Raw genomic sequence first — 20463 nt, forward strand, 5'->3', positions numbered from 1 at the left:
CGCCGGGCGGGCTCCACCATGCCTGGGGGAGGAGCGATCGTGAGGGCCGCGGTGGACCGGGCCCGGTGCGTCCGACTGACCCCCTCGCTGATGACGTGCTGCGGGAGAGATGTGGTCGAGCTACCTGCCTGCAGACCGCGCTTCAGCGTAGGGCGAGGCCCTCCTCCTCCGCCTCGGCGAGGACGTCGTGGTCGTAGAGCCAGTGGAGGAAGCGCTCGGACTCGGCCATCGCGGCGTCACGCTCGTCGAGCTCGTCGAACTCGGAGTTGAAGCGGCGGCCCTGCCCACGTGCGCCGGCCTGGATCGCGTCGGTGCGCGGCTTGCGGATGCGTTCGTAGGCGAGCAGCGCCCGCTGGGGCTCCTGCGGGCTCGCGGCGAGCAGCGTCGCGAGCGCCATGCCGTCCTCGATCGACTGGTTCGCGCCCTGCCCCAGGTGCGGGAGCATCGGGTGCGCGGCGTCGCCGAGCAGCGTGAGGCGCCCGGCTGTCCACCGGGCGAGCGGCTCGCGGTCGTGCAGCGCGGAACGGAACGTGTACTGGACGTGCTCGAGGAGCCGCCCGACCGGTGCGTCCCAGCCGGCGAACTCGGCGGCGAGTTCCTTCGGGTCGCCGGGTGCCGACCACGACTCGCGCATGACGTCGTCCGCGGGAACGAAGCCCACGAAGTTCAGGAGTGTGTCGCCGCGCATGGGATAGACGATGATGTGCCGGCCTTCCCCCATCCACAGCAGGCGTGCCTCGACGGGCCAGCCCGGCAGGACGCTGCGCGGGACGAGCCCGCGGTAGGCGACCGAGCCCGAGGGGATGGGCGTGGAGGGCTCCACGACGTGCCCTTGCAGGACGGAGTGGATGCCGTCGGCGCCAACGACGACGTCGGCGTCCGCCGTCGTGCCGTTCGTGAAGCGCAGCCGCCCACCGCCGTCGGTCTCCTCGTAGCCCACGCAGCGGTGCCCGGTCGCGACCGCGCCTGCGGGCAGCGCGCCGGCGAGGATCTCGATGAGGTCGGCACGGTGCATGCCGTAGATGGGGCGCGAGCCGCTCGGGTCCGAGCTCACGCGAGCGGGGATCGGAGTGCCGTCGTCGCGGAAGTACGCGGAGTTGGGACCGATGAGCGCGCCCGCCTCCTCGACCCGGCCGAGCAACCCCATCCGGTCGAGCAGGCGGAGGCTGTTCGGAGTCACGAAGACGCCCGCACCGATCTCGCCGAGCGCGGCAGCCTGCTCGTAGACCGTCGCCTCCATCCCTCGCTCCCGCAGCGCAATCGCGGCGAACAGGCCACCGATCCCTCCGCCTACGACTGCCACCCGCAGCGTGCTCATACAAGAAAGGGTAGGTGCCGGTGGTGGAGGTTCGGGGTCTCGACGGCGTGCCTGGGGGAGTGAGGGGGGCCACCGCGTGAGCCTCTGCAGGATCCCGCCGAGGAACCCGTAGAGAGGTACGACGCGATGGTCCTGGACCGGTCTGCACTGCTCGAGTCGAGGAGCTACGCGGGCCCGTGGTCGCGGCTCGCGCGTGATCGCTCAGCAACGGCCATCGACGCTCGGACGATTCGAGGACAGCACCGGTAGCGCTGGCCGTAGCTACCTGCACCGTCTGTTGCAAAATCGGTCGCGGACCTGATGGCCCGCAGTATCGAGACGGTGGCGGCCTACTTCGGCAAGAGCGCTGCTCGGGCCGATGACTGTCGTGGGGTCGCCGCCGTGGCAGCATCTGGTGCCCTTGGTCGTGGAGGCGATCAGGGACCGACCGGCGCGGGACGAGCGGCGGCAGGGGTCGACCCAGCTGCGAGGACGGGCAGGGCTGCCCGTGCTTTCGCTCGCCTCCGCTCTCGCCGGGCGTTCGGGTTGCCGCGACGTCGGTGCTCCTCGCCATGCACGTGGTGGTCGGCGGCGTGCTCATCGCGCTCGTGGCGCCGAGCGCGGGCCGGGTCAGCAGTCGCGCATGATGCGCGCGACCTGCTCCGGCTCCAGCGCGGGCACCGGAAGCGGGTGGGCTGCGGCGGCGCGCAGGCCGTCGAGGACGAAGCCGAGGTGGCGGCGCCATGCCTCCGGGTCGACGTCGGCGGTGGCCTCGATGGTCCGGGTGATCGCCCAGGTCACGAACGCCATGTCGGACAGGACGAAGTCCGGGCGCAGCGCCCCGCCGCGCTTCGCGCGCTCGACGACCTCGGTCATCAGCTCGTACCCGCGCGCGTGGTTCGGGGTCGGCGCTGCTTGCGGGATGCTGCGCGCGGACAGGTCGTTGTAGCCGCGGTCGGCGGCCTGCATCTGGCAGACCTGCTCCACGAAGTGGGTGAACCCGGCCCATGCGTCGTCCATCGCCAGCGCGTGCTCGGCGAGGCGGACGACGGTCTCCGCACGGTCGGCGAACACCGCCCGCACCAGCTCTGCCCGGGTCGGGAAGCGGTTGTACAGCGTGCCGATGCTCACGCCCGCCCGGCGGGCGACCTCGTCGAGGGCCACATCGAGACCGCGTTCGGCGAAGACCGCGCGTGCGGCCTCGACGAGCCGCTCGCGGTTGCGCTGAGCGTCCTTGCGCAAGGCCATGTTCCACCCAAGAAGTTGACGGGTGTCTCAGGTTACCGGTAGAAAGTTGAGTATGACCTCAAGTTCTGTGAAGGTGATCGCGATCCTCGGCGCGGGCCCGGGGCTCGGGATGTCGATGGCCCGGCGGTTCGGGAGGGAGGGCTTCGCCGTGGCGCTCGTGTCGCGCACCGACGCGCGCCACGCCGGATACCGGGCCGAGCTCGCAGCCGACGGGATCGAGTCCCGCAGCTACGCCGCCGACGTCACCGACCCGGAGCAGGTGCGCGACGTGCTGGCCCGCATCGCCGCCGATCTCGGCGAGATCGACACCGTGTACCACGGACCGGCGGCGGCGGACCTCGGCGCGAGGATCGCCCCGCTCCCCGGGGCCGACGCTGCCGCGGTGCGGGCGCCCTTCGAAAACACGGTGGTGCCCGCCGTCGACCTCGTCGCAGCCGTGCTGCCGCGGATGCTCGAACGCGGCGACGGAGCCCTCTTCTTCGGCAGTGGGCTGAGCGGTCTGCAACCGATGCCGATGCTGGGCACCCTCGCACCGGCGTCCGCAGCGCTGCGCATGTACGTCCTGACGCTTGCCGCCGCCGTCCGGGAGCAGGGCGTCTATGCCGCGGCTCTGACGATCGGCGGGCTGATCGAACGTGGCGACATCCACCGCACGCTTGTGGAACAGGGCGCGCAGCTACCCACGCTCAACCCGGATGACATCGCCGGCACCGCCTGGCGGATGTACGTGACCCGGGACGAGGCGGAGGCGGTGTTCGACGCCCTCACCCCGGCTTCCTGAGCTACGTCGTTGCTGAGCGTGGAGCCCACGGGGATCGGCTCGAGGGTGGTCTGGGCGGCGTCGTTCTCCGCGGAGTCAGCGGAGCTGGAGGACCAGCTCCAGTTCCAGGTGACTCGAGATCGCGGTATCGACGCGCCTGTTCAGCGGAGATCATTCACTTCGACGAGCGTACGTCCGGCGCGAGCGGTGACACCGCCTGTCGCCGGGCGCGCGATGCAACCCGGGTGACGGCTGGTGTCAGCGCAGGCTGAGCTTGAGGACGATCTCGCCGTCGTCGATCTCACCGGTGGGTTCGAACCCGAACTTCCGGTAGAAGGGTCCGGGCGCGCCTTTGCCGGGCTCGTAACTGGTGAACAGCTCGGAGCCGCCTTCCGAGCGCACCGTGTCGACGATCTGTGCGAGTACCTCCCGACCGATGCCGCGGCCCTGGTGGCGTTTGTCGATCAGTAGCCGCCACAGGTAGAACCGGCCGTCCGAGTCGGGCAGCGAGACCATGACGAAGCCGACCGGCTCTTCTCCCGAGTACACCGCGCGATACCAGGGATTCTCCTCGGGCTCGTCGGCCGCGTCCTCCAGCGAGCAGGACACGGAGGCGACGAACTTCCTCTGGTGCTTGCGCACACGCAGCGCACAGACCGCGTCGCGGTTCTCATCGGTGATCTCCCGCAGGTGCACGCCCGTCATGTCGTGCCCTCCTCGTGTCCGGCCCCGTGGACACACTTTCACCCGGCCGGCTCGAGAAGTACCGACGGCCGCAGATATCAGCCGAACGTCGACTCGTTGCCCCCTCAGGCGACCTGCTGGTGTTCCGGCCCACTCCGCCTCGTGCTTCGCGAACATGGGCTTCGCCGCTGTGGTGCTTTCTCGGTGGGCGCGGTCCGCTGGTGGTGAGAGCGACAGGCTCACTCAGAGCTCGTCCCTCGACCCGCCGCCGGGGGACCCGCTCTCCGCCCCGCTCAGCGACGGGCTGCTCTTGCTCCGCGGCGACGCCCGGTTCCGGTCGGCGCGCGGGGTGTCGGACGACCGCCACGACGTCTACCTGCTGTGCGAGGTCGGCGACAGCGATCCTTCGCCGTCCGCCTACGCCGTCGTGCGGCGTACCGGCGACCACGCCGTCCTCTCGTCGCTGACCGGCCCGGCCGACCTCCTCGCCCGGCTCGTCCGGGAGATCTGCGACACCTTGCGCGCCGACGCTGTGCGCACGCTGTCTGCCGGCCCTGATCTGCCCCACGAGGTCGCCGCGCTCGCCGGCGTGTCACGACCTGTCTCGCTGTGACCTGGGCTGCTCATCAATTCGAGCGGCGAGGGAGGACAGCGGTGTGACCGAGGACGTCTGAGCCGGACGCGGGAGGCCCTGTGGAGATCGGCGGCTGTCGGGTCGAGCCGCAGATCGATGGCGAGGGACGCCTGCGAGTGCACCGCTGAGCCTTGCGTAGCTGGATCCGTCAGGACGAGGCCAACCGCGGCGGAGGAACTGCGCCGGCTCCGTAAAGAGAACGCCGAGCTCCGCCGGGCCAATGAAATCCTGAAGGCGGCGAACGCTCTATTCGCCCAGGACCCGACGAGGAAGCGGCGTCCTTCACGACGGCTGCGGTCCGCTACTCCGATCCGGAGTCATACCTGATCACGAACCATGAGCGGACTCACCCGGAGGTAATGGCGGTGCCGATGGCGCGGGCGTCAGCGGCGGGCCCGGAGGCGACTCTGCAGTCCAGTGCGGCCGACCCAACCCGACGGCCGGCTCTTCGGGCAAGTCATTTCTCCAGCCCACCGCAGCTCGGCCTGGGACCGCGGGGGAGTAGGCGTGTTGACGGAGGTTGCTCTCATGATCGAAAAATCTATGCTGCTGAAGCACGGAAGGGGCCTGGCATCGACACCTTCGAGTATGAGCTTTTTGAATCGGGGGCATGAGAAATAGGCACGTCGCGGTGGCCGTCGGCCTCCGAACTCGTCGATACCATCACGGTCATGATCCTCGTCGAGGACGGACAGTCGCCAGTTCCCGACCCCAACGATCTCGGCCCCAGATCGCAGACGGCGTCGTCTGCGACGTCACTATCCAGTGCGTGATCTCCGCTCGTGCGGCGCCAGCGACCGATCGTAAGGCCAGTGCATCGTGGTCCACTTCCGGCACTGAGCAGCGCTGGTGGCGGAAGCGCGGCAAGAGCGCATCCCGTGCGAATCACGTCTGCTTGCAGACAACAACCCCGATGACGACGGAGTGCCAGCGGATGCTCAACAGGTATCTTGTCCTGTCGGCGATGTCGTTGATCACCGTGGCCGGCCTGGTCTTGCTGTCCCAGGGCAGCGCGAGCGGATCACAGGTAGTGATGTCGAGCCGCAATTACGGTGAGGCCCTGCCGACCTATCCTCGGCTTATCGCTGCATTGAACCGCGGCGCGGACGTCACCGTCACGATCTCCTTTTCAGAGTGCATCGCTGCTGGCACCGGCGCTGCCGGACCTGCGGTTATCGGCGGTCTCCATATCAACGCGTTTCTCAGGAGTCAGGAGAACTATGTCGCCTTCTCGGACGTGCACAAGACACTCGATCTTCAGAATCATCCAATCACCGAATATATCCGATACAAGGTGACTCCGGACGATGTCGTGTCGGTCAGCACAACGACCCTGGCTGCCGACTCCCGAGTGCTCCGGTCGCCCAGCTATCGGTGCCCCATGGGCAGTGGAGCATCCTTCACCGAGCGCGACGGCTGACCGTCACGTGACAGGCCGCACGAGCTCGCCCGTGACATCCAGGCCGGCCAGACACCACTGCAGAATTCGGCGCAGATCACCGCAGCTCCGCAAGAAGGAAAGTGATCGATGTCGCGAATCTTATATAGCTGGATCCTCAAGCCCCTCGCCCCGAGTGAGGTCATATTTTTGGTCTGTAATCATCGTGACAGAAGATGTCGTGCCCGGCCGCGCGCGTGAGTTTTGCCACCCGTTCTTGCCCTCCGGGCACCCGACCGTGAATTCATGGTCGTCCGATGGAAGTGAGATGTGATGTCCGGCATTCGATCCTTCAGTCTCGTGCCCGGCTGGTACGATTTCGAGTTCGACGGCGTCCGCCAGGCGTATGAGATTGCCGGAAGTGGCGCGGTGTGCGTCGTTCACTCAGGTGGTCCCGGTATCAACTCCGACTATTTACGGATGCCGCTGCTCGAGCAGCATCTGACAATGGTGTACCTCGATCCGATCGGCACCGGACGTAGCGACCTACTTCCCGGCGGCGACTACAGCGTGTCCACCTACGCACGCTTCTCCAAGGCGGTGATCGATCATCTCGGCGCCGATCAGCCCTATTTCCTCGGGCACTCCCACGGCGGGTTCGTCGGTCTAGAGCTGGCCATCCGGAACCCTGGCCTGCTCGCCGGGCTGGTTGCCTACAGTACTGCTCCCGTCTACAACGCCGAGCTGTTCGAGGAGGCGACGCGCGAGATGGAGGCGTTCGTCGCGCGCTGGCCGGACCAGCCGGACGCCGAGAAAGCCCGCCGCGCGTGGCGATCTGCTTCATATGCGCGCAACACGCTGCTCGTCGATCGGGAGTCACGTATAGACTGGCTGCGGGCGATCCTGCCGGCCTACTTCGGCGACTATTGGAAGACCGTCGCCCGGACAGGTCCGGCCGCCTTTGACGTCACCTGGGATCCGGCACGGAAAGACAGCGACTGGGATGCACGCCGGACGCTTGACCGAATCGATGTGCCGACTCTGGTGATCTCAGGTCTCTACGATGTCATCTGCTCACGGCGGTTTTCGGAGGAGATCCACGCGGGAGTGCCGAACGCGCAGATGCTCCAGCTGAACCAGAGTGGCCACTTCGGCTACCTGGAGCAGCCGGACATATTCGTGCAAGCCATTGTGGAGTTCACGCGGTGATTCCGTTCGGGACTGCCACCCGTTGCCCAGCGGAGGCCCCGGCAGAGACTGGGGCGAAAGGTTTCAAGCGGCTTCACGAGTTCGAGGCCCCGCTGCCACGTGAATGTCCCAGTGAGTGATCTCAGCAGGAAACTGATGGGGCGTCTGGCGACACAGGCATTTGCGTCGATCCGTGAAGTGCCGGCGCGGGCTCCCCGTTAGGAATTCTGCGCCCAAGATCCATCCCGAGGACCGAGGGCCTCACGTGATCGCCTATCGCGCGATGCTCGACCTGCATCGCGAACTCGCTGCGTCCGGTGGTCGGCTCAAGCAGCGTCCGGTCCATCGCCTTGTCGCTCTCATCGAGCGACGTCAGCGCGGCCGCCGCGTTTCCCGCAACAGCTTCGCCTTGTCGACGTTCATGCTCAGCACGGCGATTGCGACATCGTCGGCGTCGGCGTCGGCGCGGGCGTCGGTGAGCGCGGCCTGCAGGATTCTGTCGCCGGGTGGCCAGGTTTCCGAGGGCGATCTCGCGCCGAGCCCGAAGGGTATCGGCCTGCAGGGAATCGAGGAGTCCGGACGATGTCATATCGGCGACCTCATCGAGATCCGACCCGTCCGACCGAATGATGCTCACCTTCGACAAACGCCTCATACCTCCCGAAAGCCGGGCGTTTCTCGCCCTGTGCGGCGTGTCACGTGCGGCAACCCGTATCGCGGCATCAGGACTGCCAGGTTTCTGCACGGGCAGGTTCCGCCACCATGGTTTGAACCGAGTCATGTGCCAATTCGCGTCTCGGAAGATCGTCAGTGAAATCATTCATGGGTCACCAGTGCTGCGAGCGCCCACACTGTGGTAATTTCGGTCGTGGGGCGGGCGATTGCCGTAGGATCGCGTTCCTTTTCGTCGCGCCGTTCGGACGAATTCTCATAGTCATCGCGAAAGGTCGGTGTGTTCCCGAGGATTCGAACGAGACGGCAATCGGGTCCGCCGGCCGTGGTGTCGAGGGGTGCACAGCGGTGTGTGCCAGGAGGAGGCGTCGGGCGTCAGGCAGCAGCACGTTGCCCAGCGGGCCGCGCGGGCCGGTCGGGGACGACAAACTGGAACCAGCCGACTGAACCGGAGATCCAGGTCTTCAGTGACGTCGCCCTGCTCACCTCCCTCGGCGAGTGCGAGCTGCTGTTGCCCAGCCCCACCGGAGCCCGGCCTGACCCGATTCCGGAACCCCGAGTTCTACCGGCGCGACGACGGCACGGGGAACCCCCGACTGGCGGACCTGGCACATGCACATCAGCGAGGGCGCGCCTAGGGCACGCCCAAGTACGGGACGGAGTGAGGGGAGCCGTGACCACGAGCCGGACGGTGGACGGCCCTGCCGGGCCGCGGAACGTCACGATCTACGGAATCCCGGTGCTGGACGGGACCGTCGTGCTGGTGCATCCGATCAACTCCGCGGCGGCGGTGTGGGAACACGCGTCGGCAGTGTCGAGGCGCCCGACAGTCGTGCTGGACCTGCGTGGGCACGGCGGCTCCGCCACGCAGGGCCCGTTCACCGTCCAAGGCGGCTACGTCGACGACGTGGTCGCCGTGCTCGACGCGCTGGGACGACTGGGGCGGCTCCACCTGGCCGGGGGATCGCTCGGTGGGTCGATCTCCCTGGCGGTGGCGGCCCTGCATTCCGAGCGCGTGCTCGGCGTCGTGACCTTCGGGTGCACTGGGGTCCCCACCGAGGCGATCGACACGGTGGTCGCCGGGCTCGAGGAGATGGGCACGGCTGGGTACTTCGCCGAGCCGATGCCCGACGTCGTCGGCACGGCCTACCGGGCCGGGCAGCGGGTCCTCGACGGGACGCGGTCGGCGGCGGGAGACCGGCCCGAGTCCGTCGTCGCCGCGATCCGGTACGGCGCGCTCGGTGCGGACATCAGGCACCTGGTCGGGAAGGTGGCGGTCCCGGTGTTCGCCGCGACGGGAACGGAGGATCCCACCTGCCCGCCCGCGATGACCGAGGAGATCGCCGCCGCAACCGGCGCCTCGCCGCTGCTGCTCGACGGGGTCGGGCAGGTGGACGTGTCGGTCCGGGTCGGGGCGGGGGCCGGCCGGTGACGTACTCGATCGTCGCGCGCGACCCGGCGACGGGGCAGCTCGGTGTCGGTTCCCAGTCTCACTTCTTCGGCGTGGGGCGGGTGGTCGGCTGGGTCGCCTCGGGCGTCGGTGCCGCTGCTACGCAGGCGTTCGTCAACGTCGGTTACGGGCCGGCCTCGCTCGATGCACTGGCCCGCGGGCTCCCGGCGCAGGAGGTCGTCGACACGGTGACCGCGACCGACGAGCTGCGCGGCTACCGGCAGCTCGGGGTCGTCGACGCCTGTGGCACGGCGGCGTCCTTCACCGGGGAGAGCTGTGCGCCCGCGGCGGGTGGTCTGGTCGGCGACGGCGTGGCCGTGCAGGGCAACATGCTCGGTTCCGAGCGGGTGTGGCCGGCCATGCTCGAGGCCTACCAGAGCTCCGGTGGCGACCTCGCGGACCGCTTGCTCGCGGCGCTGGCCGCGGCCGAAGAAGCGGGCGGCGACGTGCGGGGATCGCAGTCGGCGGTGCTGAAGGTTATGTCCGGCGAACGGTCCGATACCCCTTGGGCCGAGACCGTCGTCGACATCAGGGTCGACGACCACCCGGATCCGGTCGGCGAGCTTGCCCGCCTGCTGCCCCGGCAACGGGCCTTCGACCTGATCGGCGGTGTGATCTTCGCGCCGGGCCTGACGATCGGGCCCTACCGACGGGTGCCTCCGGAGCTGCTCGCGGAGAAGCTCACCGGTCTGGCCGAGGCGGCGGAGTTACTCGGTGCCGGCAACCGGGAGGCGGACTTCTGGCGTGCGCTCCTGCTCGCCCGCAGCGGCGACCGGGAGGCCGCCCGTGCCCTGTTCGACGACCTGTTCTCCGCCCGTCCGCAGCTGCGGGGTTTCTTGGCCGGGATCGCCCCGCTGGGGTTCCTGGACGACGTCGAGGAGTATCTGTGACCCGCTCATGGACATCGGCGGAATGCCGGCCGAGCAGTCCGACGCGAGCCTGGAGCTGTTCGCACGCGAGGTCCTCCCGGTTGTGAAGAAGTTCGACCGACCCGCGAGACAGCAGCCACGCAAACGCTCAACGGCACGGTTGCCGTGGTGACCAGAGCCGCACGCGCGCTCGTGCTGATCGAGGACGTGGTCGCCTGCGGCCACCGTGTGCTCCGGCCTGTCAAGGAGCCGGTAGGCGGGCCTGTTGCTCCCAGGAAGCGAGGATCTTCCAGCAGCTCATGGCCGTAGACGACGAGTTGCGCGACCTGAGTAGGATCGCGGTGGTACGGATCTCGCATGAGCTCGACGGTGTCCGGCCGCATGCCCAGTCGCGAGCCATCGCTTCGTAACAGGCCGGCCGCGAACAGCTCTGTGACGGATCAGCCGCCGTCGCTGCCCGCACCGGCGGTTCCGCCTTTACCTGGCTGTCGGCGCTCGACCGAACGCTGAAGCAGGGGGCGGCCGGCCGGCGTTCCAGGTCAACGGGATCCCGGCCGTGCTGTGCGGGCGGCTCCCTCGAGCAGTCCGCGCATGTATCCCACGGCGAACAAGCGGCCGAGTGCGCCGTACCCGGCGGGCAGACCGACCTCTCCGTGCAGCGTCGGCACGTGGTCCGAGCGCATGAGACCGTCGAAGCCGATGTCCCGGTAGGCCTCGATGCAGGCCAGCATGTCGGTTGGGCCTGCGTCGTGCCAGGTCTCGACGAAGTTCTCGGCTGTGCCCTCGACGTCGCGGAAGTGCACGAAGAAGATCTTCTGGGTTGCGCCCAGCTCTCGGATGGTGGCCGGGAGGTCGTCGGTCATGAGCCGGAAGTTGCCCTGGCAGAACGTGATGCCGTTGACCGGGCTGTCGGAGATCTCCAGCAGTCTCTCGAAGCCCGCGACGCTCGACATGATCCGGCCGATGCCGCCGAGGGGCGAGAGCGGCGGGTCGTCGGGGTGCATGGCGATGCGGACGCCTGCCTCCTCGGCCACGGGGAGCACCTTGGCGAGGAAGTACTCGAGGTTGGCCCAGATCTGCGCTTCGGAGATCGGGCCGAGTGGTGGCGGCGGGCCTGCTTCGAAGACGCTGCGGTCGAAGCCGGTGACGGTCGAGCCGCCGCGGGATGGGATCGCGGTGCTCGTGCGTACCCAGTTGCGGTCGGTCATCCACTCGTAGCACCAGACCGGGATGCCGAGTCGGCCCATGTTCCGCAGGAGGGTGCAGACAGCATCGATCTGTTCGTCACGGCCGGGCAGCCCGCGTTTGGCGAGGTTGAGTGGGGGTCGCCACTCGATCACGCCGAGCTGGAAACCGTTGCGCTCGTAGAGGTCCTTCGTGCGGGCCATGGGCAGGTAGTCCCACGGCAGGTCGCCGCTGTTCGCGTCGATCCGGGGCGGTGGTTGGGGCAGGGTGCCGACGGCGTCGGTGACGCCTGCCTGTCGCATGAGCGTCCAGAGGTCCCCACCCGCGCCTTCGACGGGCAGCATCTCCGCGATCCGCACTTGCCCACCTCTCCGGTCGCGGGAACCACGCGTTCCGGTACGTGGAATGCGTTTTCCGCGTCCTGGGATCGGACGCTAGTGCAGCTTCGGCCGGCTGCGCAACGATCTCCGGGCGCGGCCGAGCAGTGACGAGCCGCCGCCGGGCCGGTGAGAACGACAAACCGGTAGAGACAGGAGCCACCAGACGTCACCGTCGTGCTCGGCCGCCGCTCCACAGCCTGACCCTGCCCCGACGCGAGTCCATCCTGGACGTGGCGCAGGCGTGTACGGCGGCCCGCCGTTCGCATGCAAGCGCGGCGTCTGCGCCTGCCGGGCCCGGGTCACCGAGGGCGAGGGGACGATGCGGCGCCACTTCGCCATCGAGGAAGACGCGGCGGCGACCGGCTTCGTCATCCATGGCGGTCGTGCCCGGGTGAAGACGACGTGACTTCGACAGCCGACCCTATGGGTGCGGACCTCCTCGTTGGTACTAGATGGTCCATACACGCAGCGCATTCCGGCGTGGGATCTGCGAGCGCGGACGGCGGGCGGACGATCGATCGGAGCACCGCCGACCCCTTGAGGGCACGTCCGGTTGCTCGCCGTCGCTGGGAGGTCCGGGCGCTGTTCCGCTGATTTGCGCAGGTGAGCTGGCTGACAGCGTGGCCATCCGGATGCATCGCGCGTTGGGTGGAGGACGAATGGGCGATGTGGTGCGCGCCACTTGCCGCCCCTCCTGCGGGCCGCCTGCTGGATGCCATAGCCTGGAACAGTCGGTCCAGTTCAAGTGCCGGCTGGTCCACGAGGGCCTCATCTCGCCCGGGTAGATCGACGGAGCGCTGAGTCGTGATCGCCACATCGCAGTTCAACCAACACGAACAGGAGACCGCGATGTCCGAGTCCTATTCGCTCGCCACTGAACCCGAAGGCGTCGAGATCACGCCTGCGGTGAAGTCATGACATCGGATCTGACCCTGAACAACGGCGTCGAGATGCCCGCTCTCGGCTTCGGCGTCTTCCAGACACCTCCTCAGGAGACCATCGACGCCGTCGAGGCCGCTCTCGCCACGGGCTACCGACACATCGACACGGCAGCCGCGTACGGCAACGAGCGTGAGGTCGGCGAGGCCATCCGCCGCTCCGGTCTCGCCCGGTCGGATGTCTTCGTCGAGACGAAGGTCTGGATCGAGGACTTCGGCTACGACGCCACCCTGCACGCCTTCGACGAGAGCGCCGGCAAGCTCGGGGTCGACCAGATCGACCTGCTCATCCTCCACCAGCCCCTGCCCAGCCGTTTCGATCTGACGATCGACGCCTACCGCGCTCTGGAGAAGCTGCTCGAGGAGGGCCGCGTGCGGGCCATCGGCGTCTCCAACTTCATGCCCCGCCACCTCGACGACCTGCTGAAGAACACCGGCGTCGTCCCTGCGGTCAACCAGAGCGAGGTCCACCCGTACTTCTCGGAACCCGACGTCCGGGCCGCCGACGCCGAGCACGGCATCCTGACGCAGGCCTGGTCGCCGATCGGCGGCATCACGTTCTACCGCGACGGCCAGCACGGCAGCACGCTCGACGACCCGACCATCGGCGAGATCGCGAAGGCGCACGGCAAGACGCCCGCCCAAGTGATGCTGCGCTGGCACCTGCAGGAGGGGCGCTCCGCGATCCCCAAGTCGACGAAGCCCCACCGCATCGCCGAGAACTTCGACGTCTTCGACTTCGCCCTCACCGACGACGAGCTCGCCGCGATCGATGCCCTCGACACGGGCGTGCGCGGTGGCCCCGACCCGGACGCGATCACGCTGGAGGGCTGGCGGAGCGTGGCCGCCGCGACCTTCGGGTCGACGACGATCGAGGCACCGTAACGGTCGTACTTGCCGTGGTACTCGGCGTCGATCCCGGCGCTCACCAACCGGCCCGGCTGGCGAACGTGCCGTCCCGCTCGATGCGGCGGCGCGGAGCCGGCCGCTCCTGCCGGCTTTGGCCCTGCGGAACCAGCCGTTGCCACTGCCGTGGGCGGACCGCACGTAGATCGCGTCCCCCACACGCACGCCCGAAATGGCCACGAACGGGCGCAGGTTCCGTCCCCTCGGGTCGAGCTGACCTCCGGCTCCGTCGTGTCCCCGATGCAAGCCAGATCGAACTCGGAAAAACCGCGGGATTCAGGGTTCTCGGCCATCTCTGCTGTTCAATTTCCGTTGATATCTCGGTCCGTTCTCACGCCCATCCGGAAGACGGGAAATTCGGCTTGCCCTATCTCGAGACCGGTGACTCAACACTCTTCTACACGGCTACGGGAACCGGAACGCCGGTCGTGCTCGTGCACGGCTGGACCGCTGACTCGGTCGACTACTCGTGGCTCATTCCGTTGCTGCAGCAGAACTTCCGGGTCATCGCCTACGACCTGCGCGGGTACGGGCACTCGGCCCAGGCCGACGGGTACGGCATGGATCGGCAGCTCGATGATCTGACGGCCGTCATCGAGCGGGTCGCAGGCCAGCCTGCTCTTGTCGTCGGTCACTCGCTCGGTGGGGGGATCGCCTCTTCGATGGCGGTGGAGCGGCCGAAGCACTTGCGCGGTGTCGCCGTCCTCGACGCGTCCTACGCGGTCGACGAGGCCGGTCGCGCCAGGGTCGAGAGGACGAGGGAGCAACTGGCGGGGGAGCACCCCAACGAGGTCGTGAAGTCGTGGTTCTTCACCCAGGCCAGCTTCACCGATCAGACGCCCGAGTGGCTGCGCACCCTGGTGCTCCGCCGGGTGGACTCGGTGTCACCCGCGATGATCCGGGCGGGTTTCGCAGCGCTCTGGGACCACGCTCCGATCGCGTTCCAGCCGGAGACGGACCATTACCTCGCCCGGCGCGCCGTTCCCGTGCTGGTCATTAACAGGAACGCGGCCAGAGCGGCGTACGAGGAGACGACCTTCCAACATCCTGCCTCTCGTGCGGTCGTCCTTCCGGGAGGTGGCCACTGGGTGCAGGTCGAACGCCCGGAGGACGTGAACGCGACGATCCAGGACTGGTGGAAGGGCGCACAAGCCGGGTAGCGCGAGCGTGGGTGGTGGCCCTGCGGCGGGTTGGAAATGTGGTGGACGGAGCGCTGACACGCAAGGGAGCAGCGACGCGGGCCCGCATCGTCGAGGGTGCGGCCGAGGTGCTGAGGGGCTGAGGGGCGGCCGCCACCACCCGTCTGCGCACCGCCACCAGTAGGGAGCAGTGGTCGACGACCCTGCGGGAAGTAGCGGAACATTCGCCGGTAGATGCCCGAGCCGTCTACTCGACACGTGGCGCCGCCGGCATCCGCGCGGTGCAGGAGATCGGCGAGCTTCTGGCCTCGCTGGACCTCGACCAGGCGGCGGCCGCTCTGCTGGCAGTGATCCAGGGCTGGGTGGCGATCATGCTGTCCACCGGGCGGTGCTGTAGATCGCGAGCGAGACGCGTTGGCTGGGAGCGATGGACCTGCGAGCGGCTGGCCGATGACGCGGCGCGGACTCGCTCGATGCTCATCTCCGCGGCGCCGACCCGGACGACGACCTGGGCGGCGCCTCGCACAATCCGGTCCCGCGTTGCCACATCCCGGCCCGAGGGCCCGCTCCTCGGGTTCCTCTGGACACGCGCAGATGCTGGCTAAATCCGTACTGGCTGGTCTACTTTGGTTGTGGCATCGGTCGGTGTCGAGCGACGAGGGCGCCTGTCCCACTCCAGCCTGCGCGAGACGCCCTCAGCCGGCATCGCACCCCGTACCGAATCCACCAAGTTAGGTTGTCCGCAATGTCGCGTTCAGACGTTCGGCATCACGTCGTCAGGCTAGGATCGCGTCCGTGACGAGTGCCGGAGCGGAGTCTCGCGCGCGGCGCCTGACCGCCCGCGGTGCCCTCACGCGCGACCGCATCGTCCGAGCCGCGGCCGAGCTCATGCACGCGAATGGGGTCGCCGGTACGACGATGGACCAGGTAGTAGAGGCGTCCGGTACGAGCAAGTCACAGCTCTACCACTACTTCGACGACAAGGACGCCCTGGTCACCGCGGTGATCAAAATGCAAGCCGCGCGGGTGATAGAGCGACAGGAACCCCACCTCGAACAACTCAGCTCACTGCAGGGTCTGCGGCGTTGGCGTGACGCGGTCGTTCGTTTCGTCGACGAGCGCCACGGAGTGCACGGCTGCGAGATCGGCTCGCTGGCCAGTGAACTGGCGGACCAGTCCGAACCAGCCCGAATTCTGATCAACGCTACGTTCCAGAACTGGGAGTCCTACCTTGCCGCGGGCGTCCGCCGGATGCAGGACCGCGGCGAACTCGATACCCGAGCCGACCCTGCTGAACTCGCCACCAGCATCGTGGCGGCCTACCAAGGCGGCTACCTCCTCTCGCAGGCCGCACGAAGCGCGCGGCCGATGGCACTGGCGCTCGATTTCGCGATCCGCAACGTGGAAGCCCTCGCGCTACCGCAGAAACGTGCATCCGACGCAGCCAGCTGATCAGCCCAACTCTGCCCACTGGCATGTCCGGCGCCCCGATCGGCGGTCGGGAGTCGTTGCCGGCGTGCGGGTGCACCGGCTGTTCTGTGACAACGGTGAGTGTGCGCCGCGGACCTTCGCGAACCGTTGCCGGGGCCGGCGGCTCGGTACGCCCGTCGCACCCCGGTTCTGAGCGAGGTCTTGTCCGCGGTCGGCTTACGGCCGACTCGTCCAGCTCGAGCTCGAAGCGTTGGACGACGGTCGCGACGCGACGTCACGGCGTCGCGGCAGCACCCAGTCCGGCCGCGGGAAGTGGCAGGTGTAGCCGTAGGGATGGCGCAGCAGGTAGTCCTGGTGTTCGGGCTCGGCCTCCCAGAACGGCCCAGCCGGCGTGACCTCGGTGACGACCTTGCCCGGCCACAGCCCGGAGGCGTTGATGTCGGCGATGGTGTCCTCTGCGACCCTGCGCTGCTCGTCGTCGAGGTAGAAGATCGCCGACCGGTAGGACGCGCCGACGTCGTTGCCTTGCCGGTTCGTCGTGCTCGGGTCGTGGATCTGGAAGAAGAATTCCAGCAGGTCGCGATAAGTGGTGGCCGCCGGGTCGTAGGTGATTTCGATGGCCTCGGCGTGTGAGCCGTGGTTGCGGTAGGTGGCGTTGGGGGTGTCACCGCCGGTGTAGCCCACGCGGGTGGCCAACACGCCGGGGCGGGCGCGGATGAGGTCCTGCATCCCCCAGAAGCAACCTCCGGCGAGAACTGCTCGCTGCTGCTCGGTCATCATTCGATTCCTTTCTCGGCGCGTTGCTAGCCGCGCTCAGACGTCGTCGGGATCACGCACGATGTGAACGGCTGCTTTCTCGGCACTGGCTGGCCGCCATTGCTCCCGACGTCGACGGCGTTCAGTTAGGCGACGTCGTCTCACTCGCCGGCTGCCTCTACGTCGACCGACATCGGTGTCCCTGGGGTCGGGCAGCTCGCGGGCCAGGCGGCCGGCGAGGCTCTCGTGCTCGTGCGCCTCCCGCACCGTGACGCCGTAGTGCTCCCGTTCTCAGGGTCGCTCGGCTGCTAGTGGGGGTGGGACCGGTCTGATCAGGGCGCGGAATGATCGCGTCAAGTGGCAAGGACGCCGATGTGAAAACCGTCGGAAGTTACCGTTGGCTACGCCCGCGCTCGTCGATCGCAGTGGTACGGCTATCGCCGTGACTACCGCGTCGGTGCAGGAATGCGCTGGCTCGCCTTGGCCGCAAGCTCCTCATCGGAGACCATGGTGATCATCTCGACCCCGGGAGCACACAGCATGACCACGACGAAGCGGCTCGTCCTGTCGTCGAGCAGGTTCGCGACCGTGTAGTGGATGACGTCGCCACCCGGTTCCCAGAAAGCCTCGCCGGCCTTGATCGGATAGGGTGCTTCTCCCTCGAGCTCGAAGAGCATTTCGCCCTCGAGCATGTAGCCGAATACGGGGCCGGAGTGACGGTGCGGACCCAGGCCCGGGTCGCCCGGGGGCAGCTCGAGGAGCCGGACCATCGCGGAGGAACCCTGCGCGATGAACGGCGGCACGACTTCCAGCAGATCTTCCTGGCTCATGTTGGTAGAAGTAGGCATTTCATCTCCTTTGTCACGCCTCTCGCCTTCGGCGACCATTCGCCACCGACCAATCCCGCCAGTGGATCATGCAATACGTTTCGCTTCCCCGGTGCCGAGCGTGTCCGTACGCGCCGTCGAATCTGCTCGTCAGAGGATCGTTCATCCGGTCAGGACCGGACGACGAGCACGGTCTTTCCCGGGCGAGGTCTCCGGAAAGCGCCGCTCTCGTAGGCGGCTCGGCCCTCGGCCAGGGGGAACGTCGCGGCGACGGCGACCGTCAGCTTGCCGGCGTCGATCATGGCGGCCAGCTGGGCCAGCCGGTCGCGCTCCGCCGTCACGATGAAGAACAGGGCCGTGACGCCGTACTTGTCGGCCATCTCCTCCGAGGGAGGCTCCTGGAGGGCGATCAGGCGCCCGCCACGACGCAGCGCCGCGAACAAGGCTTCCGGTATGTCTCGCCCGACGGCGTCGATCACGACGTCGAACACGCCCGTCTCCGCGTCCAGCGACTCCTGGTCGGTGTCGATCACCCGCTCGGCCCCCAGGCCGAGGACGTACTCCACGTCACGCGTGCGCACGGTGGCCGTGACGCTCGCACCCAACGCCGTCGCCAACTGTACGACGAAGGACCCGACACCACCGGCGCCGCCGTGCACCAGCACATGCCGGCCCGGTTCCACTGCCGCATGCTCGACGAGGGCCTCCCACGCGGTCAGCGCCGGGAGCACAGCGGCCGCCGCGACGACATGCGACACCGTGGACGGCCGGATGGCCACGCTCGTGGCCGGCACGCTGACGTACTCCGCCGCGGCGCCGTCCCGGTCGAACGGGACCAGCCCGTAGACCTCGTCACCGACCGACAATCCGGTGACACCGTCGCCGAGTGCGGCCACGACCCCGGAGAACTCGTGGGACAGGATGACCGGAGTCCGGTCGACCCCGCCGACGACCCACGTCTCGGGCCAGCTCAGTTCGTCGAACGTGATCGCCGCCGCGTTGACCGCAATCAGTACTTCGCCCGCGCCCGGGGTCGGCCGTGGCGCAGGTTCACAGATGAGCACCTCGGGACCACCCCGGGTGTGCGCCCGCAACGCCATCATGGGAGATCGGCCCTCCCCTGGCGGATGCCGGTAATCCTGGCGGCCTGCCACGGTCCCGGGCTCGGCGGCCCTCCTGAGACGATGGTCATCGATCCCCCTGGTAGCGCTGCTCGAGCCACGGATCACCCCTGTCGTGGTAGCCGCGCTGCTCCCAGAAGCCCAGCTGCTCCTCGGCGAGCAACGTCAGGCCCGACACCCACTTCGCGCTCTTCCAGAAGTACAGGTGGGGTACGAGCAAGCGGGCCGGTCCGCCGTGGATGCTGGACAACGGGGCGCCGTCGACGTCCCACACGACCCACGCCTTGCCGCCGGTGAGGTCATCGAGTGGGAAGTTGGTGGTGTAACCAGTGTGGGACCTTGCCAACGCAAACGCCGCGTCGTCACCGACTCCTGCGATGTCGAGGAGAGTATCGACGGATACACCGTCGAACCGCATGCCGAACTTCGACCACGTGGTCACACAGTGGATGGCACCCTCGTACCGCGAGGCCGGCAACGAATGGATCTCCTCCCAGCTCCAACGAACCGGCTTGTCAACGAGACCGTCGATCTCGAAGCTCCACCCGGCAGTGTCGATGCTGGGGGTTGGCTCGACGTGTAGAACCGGCCAGTCCATACCGGTGTCGTACTGGCCAGGAGGTAGCCGCGGGTCGCGCGTGCCGAGCTGGCGACCGGTGAATCCCCTTGTCAACGCCATCTGAGTTTCTCCTTCGTCGTCGCCGATCGCTCCGAGAGCACGTCTCGGCGCCCGGCAGAAGGACGGCATCGGCCTGGACAGACCGAATATGGACGGACCGTCATTGGACTGTCAAGTCCGACTACATGGTGTTGACACGAGTACACGCTCGGTCTGGACGGTCGGACCGATTATAACTAGCGGGTCCAGTTTTTGGGTGGGTACGCTCGCGCCGGGCGTCGCGCATCGGTCCGTCCTGTCGACGGGACGCGCGGACGCGGACCGGGTGGGCTGGCCGGCAACGACGCTATCGGCTGACCAGCGCAGGCTCGTGAGGCCGGGATGATGGCCGGCGGTTGCGGCGCAAGCGTGAACGCCGGGACGGCACGAAATGGAACAAGTAGTCCAGAACCTGTCGAGTAGGAGTGACCGTGCAGGCTTGGATGCGGCATCCCCCGGAAGGTGATGATTCGAGGGTGGCGCTCCGCGTCAGCGTGCGGTGCACGCCATGACCGGTCCTCGACGAGCGCGCGGCGGCGGTCCGGATGTCGGGTCCGTCTCCAGCGTTCGACCGCAGGCGGTCCTCGGGCCCGCCACCGCCACGGTGCTCGTCCTTGTGCTCACCGTGCGCCACGGCGTCGCCTGCGGCAGCCGGGTCCGCGCCCTGTGCGAGGACCTGGGCAATCTGCTCGGGTTCGTCGACGACGGCACCCCGAAGGGTCTGACGGCGGCCGCCGCTGCATTGATCGGCGGCCACGACCCCGAGTTCGAGGGTGGCACGTTCGCGGTGGCGCGGAAGTACGTCCACGATCCGACGGCCTGGAACGGACTACTCCGCCGCTCCGCAGCCACGTGCGGTCCGATGTATCGCTCGGTCCGCTGAACGCCGTGCTTGACGATGCCGCGACTGTCGGCGCTTTATCCCCGGTCACCGCACCCAAG

Annotated in this window: 20 protein-coding genes and 1 pseudogene; 12 read left to right on the forward strand and 9 right to left on the reverse strand. The window is 68.1% G+C overall.

Annotated elements, in window-relative coordinates; all coding sequences use genetic code 11:
• Positions 1–142: 142 nt before the first annotated feature.
• Together ACQPZQ_RS16155 and ACQPZQ_RS16160 are read right to left on the reverse strand one after the other, a co-directional pair.
• On the reverse strand, positions 143–1318 hold the full coding sequence (locus tag ACQPZQ_RS16155) for an FAD-dependent monooxygenase (protein ID WP_433296465.1): 1176 nt from the start codon (positions 1316–1318) through the stop codon (positions 143–145).
• A 609-nt stretch (positions 1319–1927) separates the two neighbouring features.
• Positions 1928–2545 (reverse strand): TetR/AcrR family transcriptional regulator, encoded by a 618-nt coding sequence (locus ACQPZQ_RS16160; protein ID WP_433296467.1) that lies wholly within the window; start codon positions 2543–2545, stop codon positions 1928–1930.
• A 52-nt stretch (positions 2546–2597) separates the two neighbouring features.
• On the opposite strand from ACQPZQ_RS16160, the gene ACQPZQ_RS16165 reads away from it, so the two are divergent.
• The gene (locus ACQPZQ_RS16165; protein WP_433296469.1) at positions 2598–3326 is read left to right on the forward strand and encodes an SDR family NAD(P)-dependent oxidoreductase; all 729 of its coding nucleotides are present in this window, start codon (positions 2598–2600) and stop codon (positions 3324–3326) included.
• Positions 3327–3563: 237 nt separating this feature from the next.
• Here the strand turns inward: ACQPZQ_RS16165 and ACQPZQ_RS16170 are convergent, their stop codons facing one another.
• Positions 3564–4010 carry a GNAT family N-acetyltransferase gene (locus ACQPZQ_RS16170; RefSeq protein WP_433296471.1) on the reverse strand — a complete coding sequence of 149 codons (447 nt, stop codon included), beginning with the start codon at positions 4008–4010 and terminating at the stop codon, positions 3564–3566.
• Between the two features lie 154 nt (positions 4011–4164).
• On the opposite strand from ACQPZQ_RS16170, the gene ACQPZQ_RS16175 reads away from it, so the two are divergent.
• The 6 genes from ACQPZQ_RS16175 (at position 4165) to ACQPZQ_RS16200 (ending at position 10201) form a co-directional block, all read left to right on the forward strand.
• Complete coding sequence (locus ACQPZQ_RS16175) at positions 4165–4602, forward strand: hypothetical protein (protein ID WP_433296473.1); 438 nt, start codon at positions 4165–4167, stop codon at positions 4600–4602.
• A gap of 790 nt (positions 4603–5392) precedes the next feature.
• Positions 5393–6043 (forward strand): VirK family protein, encoded by a 651-nt coding sequence (locus tag ACQPZQ_RS16180; RefSeq protein WP_433296475.1) that lies wholly within the window; start codon positions 5393–5395, stop codon positions 6041–6043.
• Between the two features lie 291 nt (positions 6044–6334).
• On the forward strand, positions 6335–7210 hold the full coding sequence (locus ACQPZQ_RS16185; RefSeq protein ID WP_433296477.1) for an alpha/beta fold hydrolase: 876 nt from the start codon (positions 6335–6337) through the stop codon (positions 7208–7210).
• A gap of 244 nt (positions 7211–7454) precedes the next feature.
• On the forward strand, positions 7455–8003 hold the full coding sequence (locus ACQPZQ_RS16190) for a hypothetical protein (protein WP_433296479.1): 549 nt from the start codon (positions 7455–7457) through the stop codon (positions 8001–8003).
• A 531-nt stretch (positions 8004–8534) separates the two neighbouring features.
• Entirely contained in the window at positions 8535–9293 is a 759-nt protein-coding gene (locus ACQPZQ_RS16195; protein ID WP_433296482.1) for an alpha/beta fold hydrolase, read from the forward strand.
• Positions 9290–10201, forward strand: a complete 912-nt coding sequence (locus tag ACQPZQ_RS16200; protein WP_433296484.1) for a DUF1028 domain-containing protein — start codon at positions 9290–9292, stop codon at positions 10199–10201. The genes ACQPZQ_RS16195 and ACQPZQ_RS16200 overlap by 4 nt, the downstream gene beginning before the upstream one ends.
• Positions 10202–10719: 518 nt before the next feature.
• Here ACQPZQ_RS16200 and ACQPZQ_RS16205 read toward each other — a convergent pair.
• Positions 10720–11724, reverse strand: a complete 1005-nt coding sequence (locus tag ACQPZQ_RS16205) for a mannonate dehydratase (RefSeq protein ID WP_433296487.1) — start codon at positions 11722–11724, stop codon at positions 10720–10722.
• 262 nt (positions 11725–11986) lie between these two features.
• Here ACQPZQ_RS16205 and ACQPZQ_RS16210 point away from each other — a divergent pair, with 262 nt between their 5' ends.
• Both ACQPZQ_RS16210 and ACQPZQ_RS16215 read left to right on the forward strand, forming a co-directional pair.
• Positions 11987–12151 (forward strand): hypothetical protein, encoded by a 165-nt coding sequence (locus ACQPZQ_RS16210; RefSeq protein ID WP_433296489.1) that lies wholly within the window; start codon positions 11987–11989, stop codon positions 12149–12151.
• A 508-nt stretch (positions 12152–12659) separates the two neighbouring features.
• Positions 12660–13568, forward strand: coding sequence for an aldo/keto reductase (locus tag ACQPZQ_RS16215; protein ID WP_433296491.1), 909 nt, complete (start codon positions 12660–12662; stop codon positions 13566–13568).
• 93 nt (positions 13569–13661) lie between these two features.
• Here the strand turns inward: ACQPZQ_RS16215 and ACQPZQ_RS16220 are convergent.
• Positions 13662–13835 (reverse strand): annotated as a pseudogene (locus ACQPZQ_RS16220) (DUF2255 family protein); the annotation flags it as partial.
• 116 nt (positions 13836–13951) lie between these two features.
• Here ACQPZQ_RS16220 and ACQPZQ_RS16225 point away from each other — a divergent pair.
• Positions 13952–14749 carry an alpha/beta fold hydrolase gene (locus ACQPZQ_RS16225; protein ID WP_433296493.1) on the forward strand — a complete coding sequence of 266 codons (798 nt, stop codon included), beginning with the start codon at positions 13952–13954 and terminating at the stop codon, positions 14747–14749.
• A gap of 774 nt (positions 14750–15523) precedes the next feature.
• Entirely contained in the window at positions 15524–16180 is a 657-nt protein-coding gene (locus tag ACQPZQ_RS16230) for a TetR/AcrR family transcriptional regulator (protein WP_433296496.1), read from the forward strand.
• Positions 16181–16375: 195 nt separating this feature from the next.
• Here ACQPZQ_RS16230 and msrA read toward each other — a convergent pair whose 3' ends face one another.
• The 4 genes from msrA to ACQPZQ_RS16250 form a co-directional block, all read right to left on the reverse strand.
• Entirely contained in the window at positions 16376–16939 is a 564-nt protein-coding gene (gene msrA / locus ACQPZQ_RS16235) for a peptide-methionine (S)-S-oxide reductase MsrA (RefSeq protein WP_433296498.1), read from the reverse strand.
• A 422-nt stretch (positions 16940–17361) separates the two neighbouring features.
• Positions 17362–17763, reverse strand: coding sequence for a cupin domain-containing protein (locus ACQPZQ_RS16240; protein ID WP_433296500.1), 402 nt, complete (start codon positions 17761–17763; stop codon positions 17362–17364).
• A 149-nt stretch (positions 17764–17912) separates the two neighbouring features.
• Positions 17913–18845, reverse strand: coding sequence for an NADP-dependent oxidoreductase (locus tag ACQPZQ_RS16245; RefSeq protein ID WP_433296502.1), 933 nt, complete (start codon positions 18843–18845; stop codon positions 17913–17915).
• Positions 18846–18930: 85 nt separating this feature from the next.
• A complete protein-coding gene (locus tag ACQPZQ_RS16250) occupies positions 18931–19542 on the reverse strand; it encodes a sulfite oxidase-like oxidoreductase (RefSeq protein WP_433296504.1) in 612 nt (203 codons plus the stop codon).
• A 487-nt stretch (positions 19543–20029) separates the two neighbouring features.
• Here ACQPZQ_RS16250 and ACQPZQ_RS16255 point away from each other — a divergent pair, with 487 nt between their 5' ends.
• Positions 20030–20404, forward strand: a complete 375-nt coding sequence (locus ACQPZQ_RS16255) for a hypothetical protein (protein WP_433296506.1) — start codon at positions 20030–20032, stop codon at positions 20402–20404.
• Positions 20405–20463: the final 59 nt, after the last annotated feature.

This window comes from Pseudonocardia sp. CA-142604, assembly GCF_050948475.1.
Taxonomy (GTDB): Bacteria; Actinomycetota; Actinomycetes; order Mycobacteriales; family Pseudonocardiaceae; genus Pseudonocardia; species Pseudonocardia alaniniphila.

Excerpts from the sequence above, each read along its gene's own strand:
- ACQPZQ_RS16155 (WP_433296465.1), bottom strand. The coding sequence starts at position 1,318 with ATGAGCACGCTGCGGGTGGCAGTCGTAGGCGGAGGGATCGGTGGCCTG.
- ACQPZQ_RS16160 (WP_433296467.1), bottom strand. The coding sequence starts at position 2,545 with ATGGCCTTGCGCAAGGACGCTCAGCGCAACCGCGAGCGGCTCGTCGAG.
- ACQPZQ_RS16165 (WP_433296469.1), top strand. The coding sequence starts at position 2,598 with ATGACCTCAAGTTCTGTGAAGGTGATCGCGATCCTCGGCGCGGGCCCG.
- ACQPZQ_RS16170 (WP_433296471.1), bottom strand. The coding sequence starts at position 4,010 with ATGACGGGCGTGCACCTGCGGGAGATCACCGATGAGAACCGCGACGCG.
- ACQPZQ_RS16175 (WP_433296473.1), top strand. The coding sequence starts at position 4,165 with ATGGGCTTCGCCGCTGTGGTGCTTTCTCGGTGGGCGCGGTCCGCTGGT.
- ACQPZQ_RS16185 (WP_433296477.1), top strand. The coding sequence starts at position 6,335 with ATGTCCGGCATTCGATCCTTCAGTCTCGTGCCCGGCTGGTACGATTTC.
- ACQPZQ_RS16215 (WP_433296491.1), top strand. The coding sequence starts at position 12,660 with ATGACATCGGATCTGACCCTGAACAACGGCGTCGAGATGCCCGCTCTC.
- msrA (WP_433296498.1), bottom strand. The coding sequence starts at position 16,939 with ATGATGACCGAGCAGCAGCGAGCAGTTCTCGCCGGAGGTTGCTTCTGG.
- ACQPZQ_RS16240 (WP_433296500.1), bottom strand. The coding sequence starts at position 17,763 with ATGCCTACTTCTACCAACATGAGCCAGGAAGATCTGCTGGAAGTCGTG.
- ACQPZQ_RS16245 (WP_433296502.1), bottom strand. The coding sequence starts at position 18,845 with ATGATGGCGTTGCGGGCGCACACCCGGGGTGGTCCCGAGGTGCTCATC.
- ACQPZQ_RS16250 (WP_433296504.1), bottom strand. The coding sequence starts at position 19,542 with ATGGCGTTGACAAGGGGATTCACCGGTCGCCAGCTCGGCACGCGCGAC.
- ACQPZQ_RS16255 (WP_433296506.1), top strand. The coding sequence starts at position 20,030 with ATGACCGGTCCTCGACGAGCGCGCGGCGGCGGTCCGGATGTCGGGTCC.